Origin of the sequence: Streptomyces sp. NPDC005402, assembly GCF_040606575.1 — a bacterium.
GTDB lineage: Bacteria > Actinomycetota > Actinomycetes > Streptomycetales > Streptomycetaceae > Streptomyces.
Genome location: NZ_JBEXFB010000014.1, coordinates 130,093 through 151,385 on the forward strand (window position 1 = coordinate 130,093; position 21,293 = coordinate 151,385).

Annotated in this window: 20 protein-coding genes; 11 read left to right on the forward strand and 9 right to left on the reverse strand. The window is 68.3% G+C overall.

The genetic code is table 11. The annotated features are described in order from the left end of the window. Positions 1 to 4 precede the first annotated feature (4 nt). The 6 genes from murJ to trxA all read left to right on the forward strand — a co-directional run bounded on the left by murJ (position 5) and on the right by trxA (position 7,228). On the forward strand, positions 5 to 2,269 hold the full coding sequence (gene murJ, locus ABZT02_RS26550; protein ID WP_356021472.1) for a murein biosynthesis integral membrane protein MurJ: 2,265 nt from the start codon (positions 5 to 7) through the stop codon (positions 2,267 to 2,269). Between the two features lie 119 nt (positions 2,270 to 2,388). Next, entirely contained in the window at positions 2,389 to 4,077 is a 1,689-nt protein-coding gene (locus ABZT02_RS26555) for a protein kinase family protein (protein ID WP_356021474.1), read from the forward strand. A gap of 18 nt (positions 4,078 to 4,095) precedes the next feature. Continuing rightward, a complete protein-coding gene (sigM, locus tag ABZT02_RS26560) occupies positions 4,096 to 4,821 on the forward strand; it encodes an RNA polymerase sigma factor SigM (protein ID WP_356021475.1) in 726 nt (241 codons plus the stop codon). Next, positions 4,818 to 5,714, forward strand: coding sequence for a hypothetical protein (locus ABZT02_RS26565; RefSeq protein ID WP_356021477.1), 897 nt, complete (start codon positions 4,818 to 4,820; stop codon positions 5,712 to 5,714). Before sigM ends, ABZT02_RS26565 begins: the two co-directional genes overlap by 4 nt. A gap of 168 nt (positions 5,715 to 5,882) precedes the next feature. Then, positions 5,883 to 6,851 (forward strand): thioredoxin-disulfide reductase, encoded by a 969-nt coding sequence (gene trxB, locus ABZT02_RS26570; RefSeq protein WP_356021479.1) that lies wholly within the window; start codon positions 5,883 to 5,885, stop codon positions 6,849 to 6,851. 44 nt (positions 6,852 to 6,895) lie between these two features. Continuing rightward, complete coding sequence (gene trxA / locus ABZT02_RS26575; RefSeq protein ID WP_007383275.1) at positions 6,896 to 7,228, forward strand: thioredoxin; 333 nt, start codon at positions 6,896 to 6,898, stop codon at positions 7,226 to 7,228. A 52-nt stretch (positions 7,229 to 7,280) separates the two neighbouring features. Here trxA and ABZT02_RS26580 read toward each other — a convergent pair whose 3' ends face one another. The 9 genes from ABZT02_RS26580 to rpmH form a co-directional block, all read right to left on the reverse strand. After that, positions 7,281 to 7,898 (reverse strand): GNAT family N-acetyltransferase, encoded by a 618-nt coding sequence (locus ABZT02_RS26580; RefSeq protein WP_356021481.1) that lies wholly within the window; start codon positions 7,896 to 7,898, stop codon positions 7,281 to 7,283. A 327-nt stretch (positions 7,899 to 8,225) separates the two neighbouring features. Then, complete coding sequence (locus ABZT02_RS26585) at positions 8,226 to 9,326, reverse strand: ParB/RepB/Spo0J family partition protein (RefSeq protein ID WP_356021483.1); 1,101 nt, start codon at positions 9,324 to 9,326, stop codon at positions 8,226 to 8,228. Further along, a complete protein-coding gene (locus ABZT02_RS26590; RefSeq protein ID WP_356021668.1) occupies positions 9,323 to 10,396 on the reverse strand; it encodes a ParA family protein in 1,074 nt (357 codons plus the stop codon). Before ABZT02_RS26590 ends, ABZT02_RS26585 begins: the two co-directional genes overlap by 4 nt. Positions 10,397 to 10,663: 267 nt before the next feature. Continuing rightward, entirely contained in the window at positions 10,664 to 11,380 is a 717-nt protein-coding gene (gene rsmG / locus ABZT02_RS26595) for a 16S rRNA (guanine(527)-N(7))-methyltransferase RsmG (protein WP_356021485.1), read from the reverse strand. 118 nt (positions 11,381 to 11,498) lie between these two features. Then, a complete protein-coding gene (locus tag ABZT02_RS26600) occupies positions 11,499 to 12,011 on the reverse strand; it encodes a R3H domain-containing nucleic acid-binding protein (protein WP_356021487.1) in 513 nt (170 codons plus the stop codon). 15 nt (positions 12,012 to 12,026) lie between these two features. Continuing rightward, entirely contained in the window at positions 12,027 to 13,313 is a 1,287-nt protein-coding gene (gene yidC / locus ABZT02_RS26605) for a membrane protein insertase YidC (RefSeq protein WP_356021489.1), read from the reverse strand. Between the two features lie 3 nt (positions 13,314 to 13,316). Continuing rightward, complete coding sequence (gene yidD / locus ABZT02_RS26610; protein ID WP_037707204.1) at positions 13,317 to 13,667, reverse strand: membrane protein insertion efficiency factor YidD; 351 nt, start codon at positions 13,665 to 13,667, stop codon at positions 13,317 to 13,319. Further along, complete coding sequence (gene rnpA / locus ABZT02_RS26615) at positions 13,664 to 14,035, reverse strand: ribonuclease P protein component (RefSeq protein WP_059208182.1); 372 nt, start codon at positions 14,033 to 14,035, stop codon at positions 13,664 to 13,666. The genes yidD and rnpA overlap by 4 nt, the downstream gene beginning before the upstream one ends. 21 nt (positions 14,036 to 14,056) lie before the next feature. Next, entirely contained in the window at positions 14,057 to 14,194 is a 138-nt protein-coding gene (gene rpmH, locus ABZT02_RS26620) for a 50S ribosomal protein L34 (RefSeq protein ID WP_005482975.1), read from the reverse strand. Positions 14,195 to 14,577: 383 nt separating this feature from the next. Between rpmH and dnaA the strand changes: the two genes are divergently transcribed. The 5 genes from dnaA to ABZT02_RS26645 all read left to right on the forward strand — a co-directional run bounded on the left by dnaA (position 14,578) and on the right by ABZT02_RS26645 (position 21,289). Further along, complete coding sequence (gene dnaA / locus ABZT02_RS26625; protein ID WP_356021492.1) at positions 14,578 to 16,545, forward strand: chromosomal replication initiator protein DnaA; 1,968 nt, start codon at positions 14,578 to 14,580, stop codon at positions 16,543 to 16,545. Positions 16,546 to 17,426: 881 nt separating this feature from the next. Next, the gene (gene dnaN, locus ABZT02_RS26630) at positions 17,427 to 18,557 is read left to right on the forward strand and encodes a DNA polymerase III subunit beta (RefSeq protein WP_020119489.1); all 1,131 of its coding nucleotides are present in this window, start codon (positions 17,427 to 17,429) and stop codon (positions 18,555 to 18,557) included. Positions 18,558 to 18,684: 127 nt separating this feature from the next. Then, positions 18,685 to 19,560, forward strand: a complete 876-nt coding sequence (gene gnd, locus ABZT02_RS26635; RefSeq protein WP_356021494.1) for a phosphogluconate dehydrogenase (NAD(+)-dependent, decarboxylating) — start codon at positions 18,685 to 18,687, stop codon at positions 19,558 to 19,560. Between the two features lie 68 nt (positions 19,561 to 19,628). Further along, positions 19,629 to 20,750, forward strand: a complete 1,122-nt coding sequence (gene recF, locus ABZT02_RS26640) for a DNA replication/repair protein RecF (RefSeq protein WP_356021496.1) — start codon at positions 19,629 to 19,631, stop codon at positions 20,748 to 20,750. Then, positions 20,747 to 21,289, forward strand: a complete 543-nt coding sequence (locus tag ABZT02_RS26645) for a DciA family protein (protein ID WP_356021498.1) — start codon at positions 20,747 to 20,749, stop codon at positions 21,287 to 21,289. Before recF ends, ABZT02_RS26645 begins: the two co-directional genes overlap by 4 nt. The last annotated feature ends 4 nt before the right edge of the window (positions 21,290 to 21,293 follow it).

Below are 21,293 nucleotides of genomic sequence, written 5' to 3' on the forward strand. Positions count from 1 at the left end.
AACCATGAACGCGCCGTACGACGGTGATCACGGTCAGGGCGCGGACAGCTCGGGTCGCTCCGAGGGGCCGCCGCCCGAGCATGGCCAGGTGCCGCCGCAGGCTCCCGCGGACATGTACCTCCAGGACGCCTACGACCAGGACCCCTACCGGGCACAGGACCTCCATGCCCAGGACCCGGTCGCCGAGGCCCTGTACGACCGGGCCGCGCACCCCCCGCCGCCCCCCGGCACCTATCAGCCTCAGCAACCGCTGTACTCCCAGCCGCCCCAGTCTCCTTACGCCCCGGACCCGCACGTCTGGGCGCAGACCCCGGCGCCCGAGCCGGAAGGCCCGACGCAGTATCTGCCGTACGGCGACGACCCTCGCACCACCCAGTTCGTGGGGGTCGACGACCTGGTGAGCCAGGCCGGCGAGGAACGCCACGAGCCGGACGCGTTCGCGCACCTTTTCCGCGATCAGCAGCAGCGCGGCGGCCGCCCGACTGATCCCCCGTCGGTGCCGGGGCCGGGCGGGCCGTCACCGACACCGCAGTTCCAGGCGCCGGTGGCGCCCGCGCCCTCGGCCGACGAGACCATGAATCTCGGTACCGCGCCGGCTGCGGCGGTGACTGCGGCCCCCGCTGCTCCCGCGAAGAAGGGCGGGAAGGCCGGGGGCCTGCTGAAGTCGAGCGCCGTGATGGCGGCCGGCACGATGGTCTCGCGTCTTACGGGCTTCATCCGCTCGGCGCTGATCGTTTCGGCGTTGGGTGTCGGTCTGCTCGGTGACACCTTCCAGGTCGCCTACCAGCTGCCGACGATGATCTACATCCTGACCGTCGGCGGTGGCCTCAACTCCGTGTTCGTGCCGCAGCTCGTGCGCGCCATGAAGGAGGACGAGGACGGCGGCGAGGCGTACGCCAACCGGCTGCTGACCCTGGTGATGGTGGCGCTCGGTACTCTGACCGCCCTCGCGGTCCTCGGTGCCCCGTTCCTGATCCGGCTGCTGTCCGACTCGGTGGCCAGCGACCCGGCGGCAAACGAAGTCGGCATCACCTTCGTGCGGTACTTCCTGCCCTCGATCTTCTTCATGGGCATCCATGTGGTGATGGGCCAGATCCTCAACGCGCGTGGGAAGTTCGGCGCGATGATGTGGACCCCGGTCCTGAACAACATCGTCATCATCGTGACGCTCGGCATGTTCATGTGGGTCTACGGCACCGCGGCCGACTCCGGAATGAAGGTCACGAACATCCCGCCGGAGGGACAGCGCCTGCTCGGCGTCGGCGTCCTGCTCGGCCTCGTGGTGCAGGCACTGGCGATGATCCCGTACCTGCGCGAAACCGGCTTCCGTATGCGGCTGCGCTTCGACTGGCGCGGCCACGGACTCGGCAAGGCCGTAACGCTCGCCAAGTGGACCGTCCTGTTCGTGCTGGCCAACCAGGCAGGCGCACTCGTCGTCACCCAGTTGTCCACCGCATCCGGCAAGGCCTCTCCCCTCGACGGCACCGGCTTCTCCGCCTATGCCAACGCCCAACTCATCTGGGGCCTGCCGCAGGCCATCATCACCGTCTCCCTGATGGCGGCTCTGCTGCCCCGCCTGGCCCGCTCGGCGGCCGAGGGAGACAGCGGCGCAGTCCGTGACGACATCTCTCAGGGGCTGCGTACCACGGCCGTCGCCATCGTGCCGATCTCCTTCGGGTTCCTCGCCCTCGGCATCCCGATGTGCACGCTGATCTTCGGCTCCTCGGGCACCGGCGAGGCCACGAACATGGGGTACATGCTGATGGCCTTCGGCCTCGGCCTGATCCCCTACTCGGTGCAGTACGTCGTCCTGCGCGCCTTCTACGCATACGAGGACACCCGCACCCCCTTCTACAACACGGTCATCGTGGCGGCGGTCAACGCGGGCGCATCGGCTCTGTGTTACGTGGTACTGCCGCCGCGCTGGGCCGTGGCGGGCATGGCTGCCTCGTACGGTCTCGCCTACGCGATCGGCGTCGGCGTCGCCTGGAACCGGCTGCGCAAGCGGCTCGGCGGCGACCTGGACGGCAACCGCGTCCTGCGGACCTACGCCCGACTCTGCATCGCCTCCGTCCCGGCGGCGCTGCTCAGCGGAGCGGCCTGCTACGGCATCGGTCACTCGCTCGGCCAGGGAGTTGTCGGTTCGTTCGCCGCTCTGATCGCGGGTGGCGCGGTTCTGCTCGGGATCTTCTTCATCGCCGCACGCAAGATGCGGATCGAGGAGCTGAACTCACTGGTCGGCATGGTCCGGGGGCGTCTGGGGCGCTGAGGCAGGGGTACGCGCACAACCATCGTCCGCCACCGTGTGTCGTGCATAGCGGCGGACTGTGGGCACAATTGGATTCTGCGTCGCACGGCGCGCAATGAATGGGGAGGCAGGGAACGACGGTGGCGGAACGGAGCACGGCTGCCGTCGACGTGGCAGACAACAGCGGTGACGAACCGCTGACCGCCAAGGCGGACCAGCCCACGGCCGACGGCGTGGCCAAGAACCGGGAGCGGGACACGGAAGACGTCGAGGCACAGGGGAGTGGCGGGACCGAGAGTCCTGGCAAGGCGTCACCGCCGGAGTTGCACAGCGGCCACAAGCTCGCCAGACGCTACCGTCTCGAGGAGTGCGTCACCCGTCTGGACGGGTTCAGCAGTTGGCGTGCCGTCGACGAGAAACTCCGTCGGGCCGTCGGCGTGCACATCCTGCCCGCGGACCATGCTCGGGCGCGCTCCGTCCTGGCCGCGGCCCGTTCCTCCGCGCTGCTGGGCGACCCGCGTTTCGTCCAGGTCCTGGACGCCGTCGAGGAGAACGACGTCGTCTACGTCGTCCACGAGTGGCTCCCCGACGCAACCGAGCTGACCACCCTCCTCGCCCCGGGCCCGCTGGAGGTGTACGACGCCTACCAGATGGTCAGTCAGGTGGCGTCCGCCATGGTCGCGGCCCACCGTGAGGGCCTCGCGCATCTGCGGCTGAACCCGAACGCGGTCCTGCGTACGTCGAGCGGGCAGTGGCGCATCCGCGGCCTCGCCGTGAACGCCGCGCTGCGGGGCGCCAGTTCGGAGACTCCGCAGCGCACCGACACGGAGGCCATCGGCGCGCTCCTGTACGCGGCGCTCACCCAGCGCTGGCCGTACGAGAACGACGCCTACGGTCTGGCCGGTCTGCCCAAGGACGTCGGTCTCATCGCACCCGATCAGGTGCGGGCGGGTGTCCACCGTGGGCTGTCCGAGCTGTCCATGCGGGCGCTCGCCAACGACGGTGCGACCGCCTCGCGGCACGAGTCGGCGTGCACCACACCCGAGGAACTGGTCAAGGCGATCGGTGAGATGCCCCGCATCCGCCCGCCGGAGCCGGCGTTCACAGCCCCGCCCGAGTACCAGCGCACGACGTACCAACAGGGCACGTACGGCCGCCCGGCACCGCACTCCGGCGTCACCCAGCCTGTGCCGTCCCCGCCACCGCCGCTGCAGAGCCGCACGGGCCGGGCCCTGAAGTGGGCGGTCTCCGCCCTCCTCATCGCCGCGCTCGGTCTCGGCAGTTGGCAGCTCGCGGACGCGCTGATGGATCGGAGCGGCACGTCGGACGAGAACCAGACCCAGACGACCGACGACGGCGACAAGAGCCCGACAAAGGCAGCCAGTGTTCCGATCGCCATCGTCAAGGGGTACGACTTCGACCCGTTCGGCGACGGATCCGAGAAGCCGACCGACATAAAGAAGGCCTACGACGACGACACCTCGTCGTACTGGCAGACGGACTTCTACGAGGGCGCCCGCTTCGGGAACCTCAAGCCGGGCCTCGGGATAATTCTCGACCTCGGCAAGGTCCAGGACATCGGCAAGGTCACTGTCACGTTCATGGGCGACACGTCTGTCGAACTACGTGCCGCCTCAAGCGACGCGAGTTCCCGGCCGACCACCTTCGACGCATACACCAAGGTCGCCGAGGGCTCCGGTACGGGTGTCCCGCTCAAGCCGGACAAGACCGTGAAGTCCCGCTACCTTCTGGTCTGGCTGACCAAGCTGCCCCTGACCGAGGAAGGCACCTACCGCGGCCGGGTGGCGGACATCAAGGTCACCAGTTAAGGCTGAGGAGGGGGTCCGATGGCAGATGACACCGCGTACGGCGACACCAGCGATCAGGATCTCCTGGCCCGTCACGTAGAGGGCGACCCCGAGGCCTTCGGTGAGCTCGTGCGGCGGCACCGGGATCGGCTCTGGGCCGTCGCCCTCCGCACGCTCGGGGACCGTGAGGAAGCCGCTGACGCCGTTCAGGACGCCCTGGTGTCCGCCTACCGGGCCGCCCACACCTTCCGGGGTCAGTCGGCGGTCACGACCTGGCTGCACCGGATCACGGTGAACGCCTGCCTGGACCGGGCCAGAAAGGCAGCCTCCCGCAAGACATCTCCCGTGGACGACACCGAGCGCCTGGAGCAGCTCCTGGAGCCGCACGAGTCCGCCTCGGCGCCCGCGGAGCGCAACGACCTCCACCGCCAGCTCCTGGAAGCCCTCGGCACGCTCCCGCCCGACCAGCGCGCCGCCCTCGTCCTCGTGGACATGCAGGGCTACCCGGTCGCCGAAGCCGCCCGCATGCTCGACGTGCCGACAGGGACGGTGAAGAGCCGCTGCGCCCGAGGCAGAGCCAGACTCCTCCCCCTTCTCACTCATCTCCGGCCGGAAAAAACCGGAGACGGCAGAGAAACGGGCTTCGGGCGGAACCGGACGCAGGGGACATCCGTCCCACCCGCAGCGGGACCTCCGTCAGAAGGCCCGCCGGATTCGGGATCAAGCGATTCAGCTGCAATGAAGGGCGGAGGTGGGCGAGCGTGACTTCCACGACAGACACAGCCGGGCACCCGGATGTCGCGGAGATCTCCGACCTCACCGAAGGCCTCCTCCCCGCTTCCAGGACCGCGGACGTACGTCGCCATCTGGATGAGTGCGAACTCTGCGCAGACGTACACGCCTCGCTGGAGGAAATCCGCGGACTGCTCGGCACATTGCCGGGCCCACCGCAGATGCCCGCCGACGTCGCCGGCAGGATCGACGCCGCCCTCGCCGCCGAAACTCTCCTGCAGGCAACTGCCCCCGAGGCCGTGAACGCACCGGCGCCAGTTGAGACTGCACATGTTTCACGTGAAACATCGCCCACGGCCGACCGCCCCACGGGACACGCCCGTACGGCCACCACCGGCCCCGGCCGCAAGGACCGCAAGAGGAACGGCCGCCGCAAGGTCGCGGTCCTCGGCGCAGTCTTCACCGTCGCGGCTCTGGGATTCGGTTCCGTCCTGCTGTCCGCGTTGGATGACGGCAAGCCGACCGACGCGGCACGCGGACAGGCGACCACCTCCGCCGACACCTTCTCCGCGAGCGGACTCGAGAAGCAGGTCTCGGAACTTCTCACGGACAAGAAAAGTGCGAGCGGCGGATCTCGGGCTCCGCACACCAGCATGGGCGCGGCGAACATCCCGGGCTCCGGGGATCCCCACATCCTCGTGACACCCGAGGTTCCCCAGTGCATCCAGAACGGCATCCACACCAGCGAGACACCACTCGCGACCGAGGACGGCGTCTACAAGGGCACGGACGCGCTCCTCGTCGTGCTGCGTGATCCCTCCGACAGCACCCGGGTCACCGCCTACATCGTGGATGCATCGTGCGTGAAGACCGCACCGACGGGCACCGCGAAGGTTCTGTTGAAGCAGTCCTACGCGCACTCCTGAGCCCTCGCGCTTCGTCTCTGTCCTGCGTGGTAATCCGTACGGTGTGGCCTCTCCGTGTGCCCGGACACACCGGGAATGCGCGCCCCTTAGGATCCGTTGGGTGGGGTGAGAGTTCTGAGAGGGGCTCCACCGGTCCGACGACGCAGTCCAGAGACGAGGAACCAAGCCGTGAGCGACGTCCGTAACGTGATCATCATCGGCTCCGGGCCCGCCGGCTACACGGCGGCGCTCTACACCGCGCGCGCGTCGCTGAAGCCGCTGGTGTTCGAGGGCGCCGTCACCGCAGGCGGCGCGCTGATGAACACCACCGAGGTGGAGAACTTCCCCGGCTTCCAGGACGGCATCATGGGCCCCGAGCTCATGGACAACATGCGTGCCCAGGCGGAGCGTTTCGGTGCCGAGCTCGTCCCGGACGACATCGTCAGCGTCGACCTGACCGGTGAGATCAAGACCGTCACCGACACCTCGGGCACAGTCCACCAGGCGAAGGCCGTGATCGTCACCACCGGCTCGCAGCACCGCAAGCTCGGCCTGCCGAACGAGGACGCCCTCTCCGGACGCGGTGTCTCGTGGTGCGCCACCTGTGACGGCTTCTTCTTCAAGGACCAGGACATCGCCGTGATCGGCGGCGGTGACACCGCGATGGAGGAGGCGACCTTCCTCTCCCGCTTCGCCAAGTCCGTGACGATCGTCCACCGCCGTGACACCCTGCGCGCCTCCAAGGCGATGCAGGAGCGCGCCTTCGCCGACCCGAAGATCAAGTTCGTCTGGGACAGCGAGGTCGCCGAGATCCAGGGCGACCCGAAACTCTCGGGCCTGAAGCTGCGCAACCTCAAGACCGGCGAACTCTCGGACCTGGCGGTCACCGGCCTGTTCATCGCGATCGGCCACGACCCGCGCACCGAGCTCTTCAAGGGCCAGCTCGAGCTGGACGGTGAGGGCTACCTGAAGGTGGAAGCACCTTCGACCCGAACCAACCTGACCGGAGTCTTCGGCGCCGGTGACGTGGTCGACCACACCTACCGCCAGGCGATCACCGCGGCCGGCACCGGCTGTTCCGCTGCTCTCGACGCAGAGCGCTTCCTCGCCGCCCTCGCGGACGAGGAGAAGGCCGAGCCCGAGAAGACCGCTGTCTGACCCCCGTCCCGCCCCACCGCACCAACCCAGTTAAGGAGCCCGCCGTGGCCGGCACCCTGAAGAATGTGACCGACGATTCCTTCGAGCAGGACGTCCTGAAGAGCGACAAGCCCGTCCTGGTGGACTTCTGGGCCGCCTGGTGCGGACCGTGCCGTCAGATCGCGCCGTCCCTCGAGGCGATCGCCGCCGAGTACGGCGACAAGATCGAGATCGTCAAGCTCAACATCGACGAGAACCCGGGTACGGCCGCCAAGTACGGCGTCATGTCCATCCCGACGCTGAACGTGTACCAGGGTGGCGAGGTCGCCAAGACCATCGTCGGTGCCAAGCCGAAGGCCGCGATCGTGCGCGACCTTGAGGACTTCATCGCCGAGTGATGTTTCACGTGAAACACGAGGGGGCCGGCCCGAAAGGGTCGGCCCCCTCGTATTACAGGGGGCGCAACGCCGGTTCCTTCTGTACCGCCCCCAGAAGCCGGTCGAGTGCCATCTCCACGTCTTCTTTCCAGGAGAGCGTGGTCCGCAGCTCCAGCCTCAGTCTCGGATACGTGGGATGGGGTCTGACCGTCTTGAAGCCCACCGCGAGGAGATGGTCCGCAGGGAGCAGGCAGGCGGGCTCTTTCCAACGGGCATCCCCGAAGGCCTCGATGGCCTTGAAGCCCCGCCGCAGCAGGTCCTTGGCGACCGTCTGCACCATCACCCGGCCCAGTCCCTGCCCCTGATAACCCGGCATGATGAACGACGTCATCAACTGGACGGCGTCCGGAGAGACAGGGCTCGTGGGAAACGCCGTGGAGCGGGGAACGTATGCGGGAGGGGCGTAGAGGACGAAGCCGACCGGTACGTCGTCGACGTAGACGACCCGGCCGCATGATCCCCAGTCCAGCAGTACGGCGGAGATCCAGGCTTCCTTCTCCAGAGCGGGTGTTCCCGCCTTTACCGCGGCTTCTCCGCTGACGGGGTCCAACTCCCAGAAGACACACGAGCGGCAACGCCGGGGTAGGTCCGGAAGGTTGTCCAGCGTGAGCGGTACGAGCCGACGCCCCATGAAGGCAGTTCCTCGCTTCCTTCGCCCGCCGCGTCGCGGGCGGCCGTCAGAGCGCTCCGTTCCCTGAGCAGGCTGCCGACGAATCCGCCGACCACCCCCAGTCCCAGGCCCGCGCTCACCAGTCCGCTTCGACCCATCGTTCGCATGGCCTCTGCCTCCCCCTCAGAGGTACTGCCGGGTGGATGCGCCGCACCCATTCGCATCGTATCCACACAGCGATTCCATCGATACCGCCTGAAAGCAAAGAGCGGGCCGCGTTTCGGGACACACCGGACACGTCCCGCTCTTCGTGCTCGCCCGGGCGGTGTCACCCCGGCGGGGCCTGGCTCAGCCTTCCGTCTCCTCGGCTTCGCCGTCCAGCAGGCTCTTCTGCAGAACCGGTCCCTCACCGGGGGCGAGGGAGCTGAGGATGCGTTCGAGGTCCTCCATCGAGGCGAACTCGACGGTGATCTTGCCCTTCTTCTGCCCCAGGTCGACCTTCACCCGCGTCTCAAAACGGTCCGAGAGGCGGGTCGCGAGGTCCGTCAGCGCCGGGGAGACCCGGGCGCCGGCACGCGGCCCCTTGGAACGCTGGGCGGTCTGCGGCCGCGACCCCATGAGGGTCACGATCTCCTCGACCGCACGCACCGAAAGTCCCTCGGCCACGATCCGGTGGGCCAGCCGGTCCTGCTCCTCCGAGTCTTCGACGGAGAGCAGGGCACGGGCGTGTCCGGCGGAGAGCACTCCAGCGGCCACTCGGCGCTGCACGGCCGGCGAGAGCTTCAGCAGACGCAGGGTGTTGGAGACCTGCGGACGGGACCGGCCAATGCGGTCCGCCAGCTGGTCGTGCGTACAGTTGAAGTCCTTCAGCAACTGGTCGTAGGCGGCTGCCTCTTCCAGCGGGTTCAGCTGAGCCCTGTGCAGGTTCTCCAGGAGGGCGTCCAGGAGAAGCTTGTCGTCCTCCGTGGCCCGCACGATCGAGGGGATCGCCTCCAGGCCGGCCTCACGGCTGGCCCGCCAGCGCCGCTCGCCCATGATGAGCTCGTAGCGGGCGGGACCGACCTGTCGTACGACGACCGGCTGGAGCAGACCGACTTCCTTGATGGAAGTGACCAGTTCCTGGAGCGCGTCATCGTCGAAGACCTCACGCGGCTGGCGGGGGTTCGGCGTGATGGAGTCGAGGGGGAGCTCGGCGAAGTGAGCGCCCACGGGAGGCGCGGGCATCTCCGCGTGGCCGTTGACCGACGGCGCCTCGGTTTCATGTGAAACAGGCGGCAGCGTAGCCACCTTCGCTGCGGCCACTCCGCGGTCGGTCGTCAGCACCGGGACGGACGTCGGTGACGCTGAACCGGGGCCCCCCATCGCCGCCGGAGTCGGCGTCTTCTCCGTCGGGGCAGCCGGGATCAGTGCGCCGAGACCACGGCCCAAACCCCTCCGTCGCTCGCTCACTGGATCCCCTCCACCATGCTTGGGTTGCTCTGTGCGCCGATGTGCGCCTGGGTCGGGTCATAGCTGACACCGACGCCCTTCAGCGCGATCTCTCGCGCCGCCTCCAGGTAGGACAGGGCACCGCTCGAACCTGGATCGTAGGTCAGCACCGTCTGTCCATAACTCGGCGCCTCGGAGATACGGACCGAGCGGGGAATGCTCGTCCGCAGCACCTCCTCGCCGAAGTGGGTGCGCACCTCGTCCGCGACCTGGGACGCGAGGCGCGTCCGGCCGTCGTACATGGTGAGCAGGATGGTCGATACGTGCAAGGTGGGGTTGAGGTGGCCCCGCACCAGATCGACGTTGCGCAGCAGCTGACCGAGGCCCTCCAGCGCGTAGTACTCGCACTGGATCGGGATGAGGACCTCCGCACCGGCCACGAGCGCATTGACCGTCAACAGGCCGAGCGAGGGTGGACAGTCGATGAGGATGTAGTCCAGAGGCTGCTCGTACGCCTGGATCGCGCGCTGCAGCCGGCTCTCACGTGCCACCAGGGACACCAGCTCGATCTCCGCACCGGCGAGATCGATGGTGGCAGGGGCGCAGAAGAGGCCTTCGACATCAGGGACCGGCTGGACGACCTCGGCCAGCGGCCTGCTCTCGACCAGGACGTCATAGATGGACGGGACTTCGGCGTGGTGGTCGATACCCAGCGCAGTGGATGCGTTGCCCTGGGGGTCGAGGTCGATCACCAGGACACGACCGCCGTGCAGAGCCAGCGAAGCAGCAAGATTGACGGTCGTCGTCGTCTTGCCCACCCCACCCTTCTGATTGGCCACGACCATGATCCGGGTCTGCTCGGGCCGTGGCAGACCCTCGCCGGCCCGGCCAAGAGCCTCTACCGCCAGTTGGGCAGCACGACCGATCGGAGTGTCGTCCATCGGGGGCGGTGTTTCACGTGAAACATCCTCCCCCATCGACTCGGTTCGGGGACCGGGGACCGGATCGGTCATCGGTCCCGCGATGTTGGCGTCGGACCGCAAGGATTCACTCTCCTCGACTTCAGGCTCGCAATGAACAGAGCCTCCCATGTCTTCGGGGTCGTGAACCAGTGAGGCCTGTTGTTCTGTGGAGAAATCCACCTCTGTGGACAACTCCGTTACCTCTCCGAGTGACCCGAGAGGCTTCCGGTCGCGGGGTTCGGCCGCGGCGCGGCCCCGGCTGATGATGCCGTGCAGCAGTGAGCGACGTTTCACGTGAAACACGATGCAGTGCAGCCGTGCCCGATCTGCCGCGACACTCCGGCATGCATAGGTTTGGCAGCTTGTGTGGAGTACGTCTCGTCGCCAGGAAGGGGATCAACGACGTCGACGCGTGCGGCCGGTACGAGCCGCCTTGGCACGCTTGGCCGCGAAACGTACCCCGCCGGGACTTTCCCCGACCTCGACCCTCACCACCGTGGACAGCGGGTCGACGACGCCCTCACCCACATGCAGGATGGAGGTCTCCACGGCACCGAGCTTGCTCAGGGCCACCCCTGCCGCCTTGAGTTCCTCCTCCGCGGTGTCGCCCTTGAGCGCGAGCATCTCGCCGTAGGGCCGCAGCAGCGGGACTCCCCACGTCGCCAGCCGGTCCAACGGGGCCACGGCCCGGGCCGTCACCACATGCACGGGGGTCACCTTGCCCATGACTTCTTCGGCACGGCCCCGCACGACCGTCACATGGTCCAGACCCAGCAGCTCCACCACCTCCGTCAGGAAGGTCGTGCGCCTCAGCAGCGGCTCCAACAGCGTGATCTTCAGGTCCTCACGGACGAGCGCCAGAGGAATGCCGGGCAGACCGGCACCGGAGCCGACGTCGCACACCGTCACGCCCTCGGGAACGACCTCCGAGAGCACCGCGCAGTTCAGCAGATGCCGCTCCCAAAGACGGGGCACTTCACGGGGGCCGATGAGACCGCGCTGCACACCCGCCTCCGCGAGCAGCTCGGCGTAGCGCACCGCGTCCTCGAAGCGATCGCCGAACACCTCGCGCGCCTGTTCGGGCGCGGGGGGAAGCTCCGCTGCCTCCGTCACGGGGAACCGTCCTTCCGTACCGCATCAGCGCACCGGGCGCCGACCATCAGAACTATCAGGCTGACAAAGTTCGGCCCCGCCTGCTCTACAGACGGGGCCGGAGGAACGTACGGACCGATCAGGCGGGAAGCACGACGACGAAGCGCTGCGGCTCCTCGCCCTCGGACTCGCTGCGCAGCCCGGCGGCCTTGATCGCATCGTGCACGACCTTGCGCTCGAACGGCGTCATCGGGTCGAGCTTCACGGCCTCACCGGTGCTCTTCACCTCGGCGGCGGCCTTGGCGCCCAGTTCGGAGAGCTCCGCGCGCTTCTTTGCCCGGTAACCGCCGATGTCCAGCATCAGCCGACTGCGGTCCCCGGTCTCCCGGTGCACGGCCAGGCGGGTGAGCTCCTGCAGGGCTTCCAGCACCTCGCCGTCACGACCGACCAGCTTCTGCAGATCACGGCCGCCCGCGTCGCTGATGATCGAGACAGCGGCGCGGTCGGCCTCGACGTCCATGTCGATGTCGCCGTCGAGATCGGCGATGTCCAGCAGACCCTCGAGGTAGTCCGCCGCGATCTCGCCCTCCTGCTCCAGGCGGGTCAGGGTGTCTGCACCCTCGGCAGCGGCGGAGGTGGTGCCTTCCGTCACGGGATGGACTCCTTCTTACTTCTTGGACGGGGACTTGGGCCGCTGCGGACCCTTGCGCTGTCCGGACTGGGCCTTGCTGCGGGTACCGCCGCCGGACTGACTCTTGGCGGGAGCGGCGGGCTTGGCGTCCTCGGGCTCGTCGGACTTGCTCAGCGAGATCGGCTCCGACGGCTGGTCGTCACCGGCCGCCTTCGAGCCGGCCGAAGCCGCACCCGACTGCCGCTGGGACTTGCTCTGCCGCTTGGGCTGCTGACGCTTGGGAGCCGCCGCGCTCGCCGGCGAACCGTCCTCGGTCTGCACCGCGGCCTGCGACTCGCTCTGGATGACCGAACCGTCGGCCTGGGCCGCGAGGCCCGCCTTGTTCAGACCGTTGATGAACTTGCGCTCGAACTCGTTGCGGTCACGGCCCTTGGCGACGATCGCCTTGATGATGGTGCGCTCGCTGCGCTTGCGGGCCTTGCCGTGGGTCGTGACGTGCTTGGTGAGGCGCTCCAGGTAAGCGGCCTGGGCCTTGGAACCCGGGGTCGGGTTGTTGTGGATGACGTACATCTGCTGGCCCATGGTCCACACGTTGGTGGTCAGCCAGTAGACGAGGACACCGACCGGGAAGTTGATGCCGAAGACGGCGAACATGACCGGGAAGACGTACATCAGCATCTTCTGCTGCTGCATGAACGGCGTCTTGACCGTGGTGTCGACGTTCTTCGTCATCAGCTGGCGCTGCGTGTAGAACTGCGACGCCGACATCATGACGATCATGACCGCGGTGACGACCCGCACGTCCGTGACCGTGGCACCCAGCGCCTGGACGGTGGCGGAGCCGTCCTTGAACTTCGCGGCGAGCGGGGCACCGAAGATGTGGGCCTTACGGGCGCTGGCCAGCAGCGATTCGTTGATGACACCAATGGTGTCGCCCGTCGCGATGCCGTTGAGCACGTGGTACAGGGCGAAGAAGAACGGGGACTGCGCCAGGATGGGAAGGCACGAGGAGAGCGGGTTGGTGCCCGTCTCCTTGTACAGCTTCATCATCTCTTCGGACTGACGCTGCTTGTCGTTCTTGTAGCGCTCCTGGATCTTCTTCATCTCGGGCTGGAGCGTCTGCATGGCCCGCGTCGACTTGATCTGCTTCACGAAGAGCGGGATCAGGCAGATACGAATCAGGATCACGAGAGACACGATCGACAGGCCCCAGGCCCACCCGGTGTCAGGGCCGAAGATCTTGCCGTACACCGTGTGGAACTGAACGATGACCCAGGAGACGGGTGTCGTGATGAAGCTGAAAAGACTGGCAATCGTGTCCACTAATCATGCTCCTTGGGCATGGGACGGAGTCTCTGCGGCCGGGCTCGAAGGAGTCTGTCCCTCGGTGGCCGAGGCGGCGGAGGGCCCGCCCCTACGTGCACGCCAGGCGTTACGCAGCATTTCGTGCCACCGCGGACGCTTGCGCGGCGGGACATGGTCCACACCGCCCAGCGACCACGGATTGCACCGCAGGATGCGCCAGGCGGTGAGTGCCGTTCCCTTGATCGCACCGTGCCGGTCGATGGCCTGGTAGCCGTAGTGGGAGCACGACGGGTAGTACTTGCACACCGGCCCCAGCAGCGGGCTGATGGTCCACTGGTACAGCTTGATCAGCGCCAGCAGCGGGTACTTCATCGTGCGCCCCCTCCCAGCAGCCGCTGAACGGCGGCATCCAGGTCTCGGGCCAGCTGTTCGTGATCGGCGTCGCCCGCCTCGGGCAGCGCTCGTACCACTACCAGGCTACCGGGGGGAAACAGAGCGACCCTGTCGCGCATCAGGTGACGCAGCCTGCGCTTCACCTTGTTACGCACGACGGCGCCGCCCACGGCCTTGCTCACGACGAAACCCGCACGCGTCGGGGGAGCGCTCTCCCCAGGCGCGTGCGGGTCCGTGGCACCGCTACGAAAATGGACGACGAGGGACGGGCGTCCGGCCCGGCGCCCTCGTCGTACTGCGGTCGCGAAGTCCTCGCGCCGCCTCAGCCGGTTCTCGGTGGGCAGCACGACGGCATGACCTGACCGGGATCAGGCGGACAGGCTGGCGCGACCCTTGCTGCGGCGGTTCGCCAGGATCGCGCGGCCGGCACGGGTACGCATCCGCAGACGGAAGCCGTGGGTCTTGGCACGACGACGGTTGTTCGGCTGGAAGGTGCGCTTGCTCACTCGGGGGCTCCAGAAATCAATCGGTGGTGGCGGGTGCCGTCCTGGCTGTCACCGTGCGCCCACGAGTAGCTCGCAGTTACGCCCGTGTGCACCGCTTACCGATCACCTGACGCGATCTGTGCCCATCGGAGGCAGGCGGCAGCAGCCATCGACAACTCGACCTGGTTACGGTACGCGCGGCTACGCCATCCGGTCAAACCAGTGGTCACCGGGAGACACTATCCACAGGCTGGGGACAACAACTTGAACCGCACCCGTCGCCCTGACTACCGTGGCTGAACTCCGCTTCGTTCCTTTGACCCCTCTGTTTCGGCTCCATCCCATTTGAATCCCGACTCGTCCCACAACCACACGTTCGTGGGACCCGTGAGAGAGCGTGCCCTGTGGCTGACGTACCTGCCGATCTTGCCGCAGTGTGGCCACGCGTACTCGAGCAGCTTCTCGGTGAGGGCCGCGTCCAGGGTGTGGAGGCGAAGGACGAGCACTGGATCCGGCGCTGCCAGCCGCTCGCGCTGGTCGCCGACACCGCCCTGCTCGCCGTACCGAACGAATTTGCGAAAGGCGTACTGGAGGGCCGACTGGCCCCGGCCGTCAGCGAGACCCTGAGCCGCGAGTGCGGCCGCCCGATCCGCATCGCGATCACCGTCGACGACTCCGCGGGCGAGCCCCCGGCACCGCCCGCGCCTCCGGCCCCCCGGCCCCAGCCGCGCTACGAGGAGCCGGAGCTGCCCTCCGGCCAGTACGACAACCAGTACGAGGGCTACGGCCGTCACCGCGCCGACGACTCCCGCCCGGGCCGCGGCGAACAGCGCCCCGGACACCAGGGCGACCACGCGCCCCGCCCGGACCAGCTCCCGACCGCACGCCCCGCCTACCCCTCGGAGTACCAGCGCCCCGAACCCGGCGCCTGGCCGCGGCCGACGCAGGACGAATACAGCTGGCAGCAGCAGCGGCTCGGCTTCCCGGAGCGCGACCCGTACGCGTCGCCGTCACAGGAGCCCTATCCGCAGGAGCCGTACCCGCAGGATTCGTACGGCCCCCCGTCGCAGGACTACCGCCCGCAGTCGTTGGAGCGCCCGTCCTACGACAGTCCCCGCCGCGACTACGACCAGCGGCCGGACTACGACAAGCCGCGTCCCGACTACGACCAGCCCCGGTCCGACTACGACCAGCGCGACGGCCGCCGGGAGCTGAACGATCCGCCGTCCGGCTCCGGGCGGGTGCACCGCGGCGGCCCGGTCGGCTCCAACCTGCCCACCACCGGCGCCCCCGGCCCGCTGGCCGCGCAGCCCGCGCCGGCGACGGGCCCTGGTGAGCCCACCGCGCGGCTGAACCCGAAGTACCTCTTCGACACGTTCGTCATCGGCGCGTCCAACCGCTTCGCCCACGCGGCCGCGGTGGCGGTCGCCGAAGCTCCGGCCAAGGCGTACAACCCCCTGTTCATCTACGGGGAGTCGGGCCTCGGCAAGACCCACCTGCTGCACGCGATCGGGCACTACGCGCGCAGCCTGTATCCCGGCACGCGCGTGCGGTACGTGAGCTCGGAGGAGTTCACCAACGAGTTCATCAACTCCATCCGCGACGGCAAGGGCGACAGCTTCCGCAAGCGCTACCGCGAGATGGACATCCTGCTCGTCGACGACATCCAGTTCCTCGCGGACAAGGAGTCGACGCAGGAGGAGTTCTTCCACACCTTCAACACGCTCCACAACGCGAACAAGCAGATCGTCCTCTCCAGCGACCGGCCGCCCAAGCAGCTCGTGACGCTGGAGGACCGCCTGCGGAACCGTTTCGAGTGGGGTCTGATCACGGACGTCCAGCCGCCCGAACTGGAGACGCGGATCGCGATCCTGCGCAAGAAGGCGGTCCAGGAGCAGCTCAACGCACCGCCGGAGGTCCTGGAGTTCATCGCCTCCCGCATCTCGCGCAACATCCGCGAGCTGGAGGGCGCGCTGATCCGGGTCACGGCCTTCGCCTCGCTCAACCGGCAGCCGGTCGACCTGGGCCTGACGGAGATCGTGCTGAAGGACCTGATCCCGGGGGGAGAGGATTCGGCGCCCGAGATCACCTCGACGGCCATCATGAGCGCGACGGCGGACTACTTCGGCCTGACCGTCGAGGACCTGTGCGGCACCTCGCGCGGGCGGGCGCTCGTCACGGCCCGCCAGATCGCCATGTACCTGTGCCGCGAACTGACGGACCTCTCGCTGCCGAAGATCGGCGCGCTGTTCGGCGGCCGCGACCACACGACCGTGATGCACGCGGACCGCAAGATCCGCAATCTGATGGCCGAGCGACGCTCCATCTACAACCAGGTGACCGAGCTGACGAACCGCATCAAGAACGGCTGACCGAGGCGGAGTCACGGCGGTTTCGACGCCGCGGGGCGCCCTGGGGACGAGATCCCGAGGGCGCCCTTCGGCATTCCACAGGTCACGCCGCCGTAGCCGGCTGTTCGATTCCCCGCGGGGTTACGGCCTCTCTCCACAGATCCGGTGACTTTTTCCCGTCCACATCCTGGGGACTGGGAAGTTGTCCAGATCGCGGTCCACAGGCTCCCTGTCGAAAGGCCATCAGGCCAGGTCAGGGGGCTGTGGATTCGTGGACGAACGATCTCCACAGACTGTGGACAGCGAAAAGATCCACAGGCTGTGCACCGAGTTGTCCACCGGCAACCCACAGGCTGGGGCCGGTTGTCCCCAGCGATCACCGGCTTCTCCACATGCCTGTCCACTGTTCGGCAACGCGACGCGCCTGATCACCGGGTCGAGTGAAAGGCGTCACACGAAGGTGCCGGGTTGGGCTGTGGGAAAGACGGGTAAAGCTGGGGACGGCGCTGGGGAGAAGTCGCCTCAGGCTGTGCACGGAGTGTGCAGAACTTTTTGTTCTCCACAGTTAGACCCGGTTGTCCACCGCCGTCGCCCACAGGGCCGGTGGACAAAATTCATGCTCTGAGCTGGGAAAACGGGGTTATCCACGGTATCCACAGCCCCTACTACTACTCCCAACTAGAGAGAGCTGGGAATCCGTTTCGAAGTGGGGCCTGTGCACAACTCGCTGTCCGGCTCCCGGCTGCCCCTCGTCACGACTTGACCCCGAGAGGCACCTACTGTCAGTGGGGTGCGTCAGACTGTTCCCCGGTGTCCTTCCCGGCACAGGGACCGACGACACCGAGACAGACGACGAAGCCAGGCAGGCCGAGCAGCGCCGGCAACAGCAGGAGGCGGCAACAGTGAAGATCCGGGTGGAACGCGACGTACTCGCGGAGGCAGTGGCCTGGGCGGCGCGCAGCCTCCCGGCCCGTCCGCCGGCGCCTGTCCTCGCCGGCCTTCTCCTGAAGGCCGAGGAAGGCCAGCTGAGCCTGTCCAGCTTCGACTACGAGGTCTCCGCACGGGTCTCCGTGGAGGCCGAGGTCGAGGAGGAGGGCACGGTCCTCGTCTCCGGCCGCCTGCTCGCCGACATCTGCCGCGCCCTGCCCAACCGCCCCGTGGAGATTTCCACAGACGGTGTACGGGCGACGGTGGTCTGCGGCTCCTCCCGGTTCACACTCCACACCCTGCCTGTGGAGGAGTACCCGGCGCTGCCGCAGATGCCGAGCGCCACCGGCACCGTTCCCGGTGAGGTCTTCGCCTCCGCCGCCGCCCAGGTGGCCATCGCCGCGGGCCGTGACGACACCCTCCCCGTCCTGACCGGTGTGCGCATCGAGATCGAGGGCGACACCGTCACGCTGGCCTCCACCGACCGCTACCGCTTCGCGGTCCGCGAGTTCCTGTGGAAGCCGGAGAACCCCGAGGCGTCCGCGGTGGCCCTGGTGCCCGCCAAGACGCTCCTGGACACCGCCAAGGCCCTCACGAGCGGCGACAGCGTCATCCTGGCGCTGTCCGGTTCGGGCGCGGGCGAGGGCCTGATCGGTTTCGAGGGCGCGGGCCGCCGGACGACCACGCGTCTGCTCGAGGGCGACCTGCCGAAGTACCGCTCGCTGTTCCCGACGGAGTTCAACTCCGTGGCCGTGATCGAGACCGCCCCCTTCGTGGAGGCCGTCAAGCGTGTGGCCCTGGTCGCCGAGCGCAACACCCCGGTGCGGCTGAGCTTCGAGCAGGGGGTGCTGATCCTGGAGGCGGGTTCCAGCGACGACGCACAGGCTGTGGAAAGGGTCGACGCCCAGCTGGAGGGCGACGACGTCTCGATCGCCTTCAACCCGACCTTCCTGCTGGACGGGCTGAGCGCCATCGACTCCCCGGTGGCCCAGCTCTCCTTCACGACGTCCACCAAGCCCGCGCTGCTCAGCGGCAAGCCGGCCCTGGACGCCGAGGCGGACGAGGCCTACAAGTACCTGATCATGCCGGTGCGCCTCAGCGGCTGAGTCAAAGCCCCAGGTGAGGGCATACGTTTGAGCGCGTATGCCCACAGGTGTGCGTGAGCGTCCGGGTTTAGGCTCGTACGTGGGTACGAAGGTGCCCCACACGCCACAGCAACCTAAGGAACCACTGATGGAGCTCGGTCTCGTCGGCCTCGGCAAGATGGGCGGCAACATGCGCGAGCGGATACGCCGCGCAGGCCACACCGTGATCGGATACGACCGCAACCCGGACCTCGCAGATGTCCACAGCCTGAAGGAGCTTGTGGACGCGCTGCAGGGCCCGCGGGTCGTGTGGGTGATGGTCCCGGCCGGTGCGCCGACCCAGGCGACCATCGACGAGCTGGCCGAGCTTCTGGAGCCCGGCGACGTCGTGGTGGACGGCGGGAACTCCCGCTGGACGGACGACGAGAAGCACGCCGGGGAACTGGCCGCCAAGGGCATCGGCTTCGTCGACTGCGGTGTCTCCGGCGGTGTGTGGGGCCTGGAGAACGGCTACGCGCTGATGTACGGCGGGGACGCGGAGAACGTCGCCAAGGTGCAGCCGGTCTTCGACGCCCTCAAGCCCGAGGGCGACGCGGGCGCGGTGCACGCCGGCAAGGTCGGTGCGGGCCACTTCGCGAAGATGGTCCACAACGGCATCGAGTACGCGATGATGCAGGCCTACGCCGAGGGCTGGGAGCTCCTGGAGAAGGTCGACTCCGTGACCGACGTCCGGGAGGTCTTCCGCTCCTGGCAGGAGGGCACGGTCATCCGCTCCTGGCTCCTCGACCTCGCGGTCAACGCTCTCGACGAGGACGAGCACCTTCAGAAGCTGCGCGGTTACGCACAGGACTCCGGCGAGGGCCGGTGGACCGTGGAGGCCGCCATCGACCACGCGGTGCCGCTGCCGGCGATCACCGCGTCCCTGTTCGCGCGGTTCTCGTCCCGCCAGGACGACTCGCCGCAGATGAAGATGATCGCGGCGCTGCGCAACCAGTTCGGCGGCCACGCGGTCGAGACGAAGTAATCCACAGGGCTGTTCACACAGTCCACAAGCCACACAGTCCACAAGCTGGGGGAGGTCGGCGACCGACCATGCACGTCACGCATCTGTCGCTGGCCGACTTCCGCTCGTACGCCCGGGTCGAAGTTCCGCTCGACCCGGGCGTCACCGCGTTCGTGGGGCCCAACGGGCAGGGCAAGACGAACCTGGTCGAGGCGATCGGCTACCTCGCCACCCTCGGCAGCCACCGGGTCGCCTCCGACGCCCCTTTGGTCCGCATGGGCGCCGACCGTGCGATCGTCCGGGCGCAGGTCAGACAGGGCGAGCGGCAGCAGCTGGTCGAGCTGGAGCTGAACCCGGGCAAGGCGAACCGTGCCCGCATCAACAGGTCCTCGCAGGTCAGACCGCGTGATGTGCTCGGGATCGTACGCACGGTGCTGTTCGCGCCGGAGGATCTCGCGCTGGTGAAGGGCGACCCGGGCGAGCGGCGCCGCTTCCTGGACGAGCTGATCACCGCGCGCTCCCCGCGCATGGCCGGCGTCCGCTCCGACTACGAGCGGGTCCTCAAGCAGCGCAACACCCTGCTGAAGTCGGCCGCTCTCGCGAGGAGGCACGGCGGCCGCTCGATGGACCTGTCCACCCTCGACGTATGGGACCAGCACCTGGCGCGCGTGGGTGCCGAGTTGCTCGCCCAGCGGCTCGACCTGATCGCCGCGCTCCAGCCGCTGGCCGACAAGGCGTACGAGCAACTGGCGCCCGGCGGCGGTCCGGTGGCCTTGGAGTACAAGCCGTCCGCGCCGGGCGAGGCACACACGCGTGAGGATCTCCACGAGCAGCTGATGGCGGCGCTCGCCGAGGTGCGCAAGCAGGAGATCGAGCGGGGAGTGACCCTCGTAGGGCCGCATCGGGACGATGTGAATCTCAAACTCGGTCAACTGCCCGCCAAGGGATACGCCTCGCACGGCGAGTCCTGGTCGTACGCGCTGGCGCTGCGTCTGGCGTCGTACGACCTGCTCAGGGCCGAGGGGAACGAACCCGTGCTGATCCTCGACGACGTGTTCGCCGAGCTGGACACCCGTCGCCGTGAGCGTCTGGCCGAGCTGGTCGCGCCCGGTGAGCAGGTCCTGGTGACGGCTGCGGTCGACGACGACGTGCCGCACGTGCTGGCGGGGACGCGGTACGCCGTGGCCGAGGGGACGGTGGAGCGCGCATGACCGACGAACAGCCTCCCGTCGAAAGCGCCAAGCCCGCCGAACCCTCCGGCGTCGACCTCGCGCGCGTGGCGCTTCGGGCCGCGAAGGAACAGGCACGCGCGCGTGGGGACGCGGCGCAGCAGAAGCGGCAGGCGCGGCGCGGAGGCGGTCTGCGCTCCGGCGCGCGCGCCGACGGACGCGACCCCATGGCTTTCGGCGCCGCCATCAACCGCTTGATCACCGAGCGCGGCTGGGAGACGCCGGCCGCGGTGGGCGGGGTGATGGGGCGCTGGCCGCAGATCGTGGGCGAGGACCTGGCCAAGCACTGTGCGCCGGAGACGTACGACGAGGACGAGCGGGTTCTGGTGGTGCGCTGCGATTCGACGGCCTGGGCGACGAACTTGCGGCTGCTCGCCCCGCAGTTGGTGGCCCGCCTCAACGAGGATCTCGGGCACGGCGCGGTGAACATGATCAAGGTGAACGGCCCTGCCGGGCCCGCTCGTCGCTACGGTCCGCTGCGCGCCCCCGGCAGCACCGGACCCGGTGACACCTACGGGTGACAGA

What these genes read in the sequence shown, in the direction of transcription:
- murJ (WP_356021472.1), top strand. Translation starts at nt 5, where the DNA reads ATGAACGCGCCGTACGACGGTGATCACGGTCAGGGCGCGGACAGCTCG.
- sigM (WP_356021475.1), top strand. Translation starts at nt 4,096, where the DNA reads ATGGCAGATGACACCGCGTACGGCGACACCAGCGATCAGGATCTCCTG.
- ABZT02_RS26580 (WP_356021481.1), bottom strand. Translation starts at nt 7,898, where the DNA reads ATGGGGCGTCGGCTCGTACCGCTCACGCTGGACAACCTTCCGGACCTA.
- ABZT02_RS26590 (WP_356021668.1), bottom strand. Translation starts at nt 10,396, where the DNA reads ATGGGAGGCTCTGTTCATTGCGAGCCTGAAGTCGAGGAGAGTGAATCC.
- yidD (WP_037707204.1), bottom strand. Translation starts at nt 13,667, where the DNA reads ATGAAGTACCCGCTGCTGGCGCTGATCAAGCTGTACCAGTGGACCATC.
- gnd (WP_356021494.1), top strand. Translation starts at nt 18,685, where the DNA reads ATGGAGCTCGGTCTCGTCGGCCTCGGCAAGATGGGCGGCAACATGCGC.
- recF (WP_356021496.1), top strand. Translation starts at nt 19,629, where the DNA reads ATGCACGTCACGCATCTGTCGCTGGCCGACTTCCGCTCGTACGCCCGG.
- ABZT02_RS26645 (WP_356021498.1), top strand. Translation starts at nt 20,747, where the DNA reads ATGACCGACGAACAGCCTCCCGTCGAAAGCGCCAAGCCCGCCGAACCC.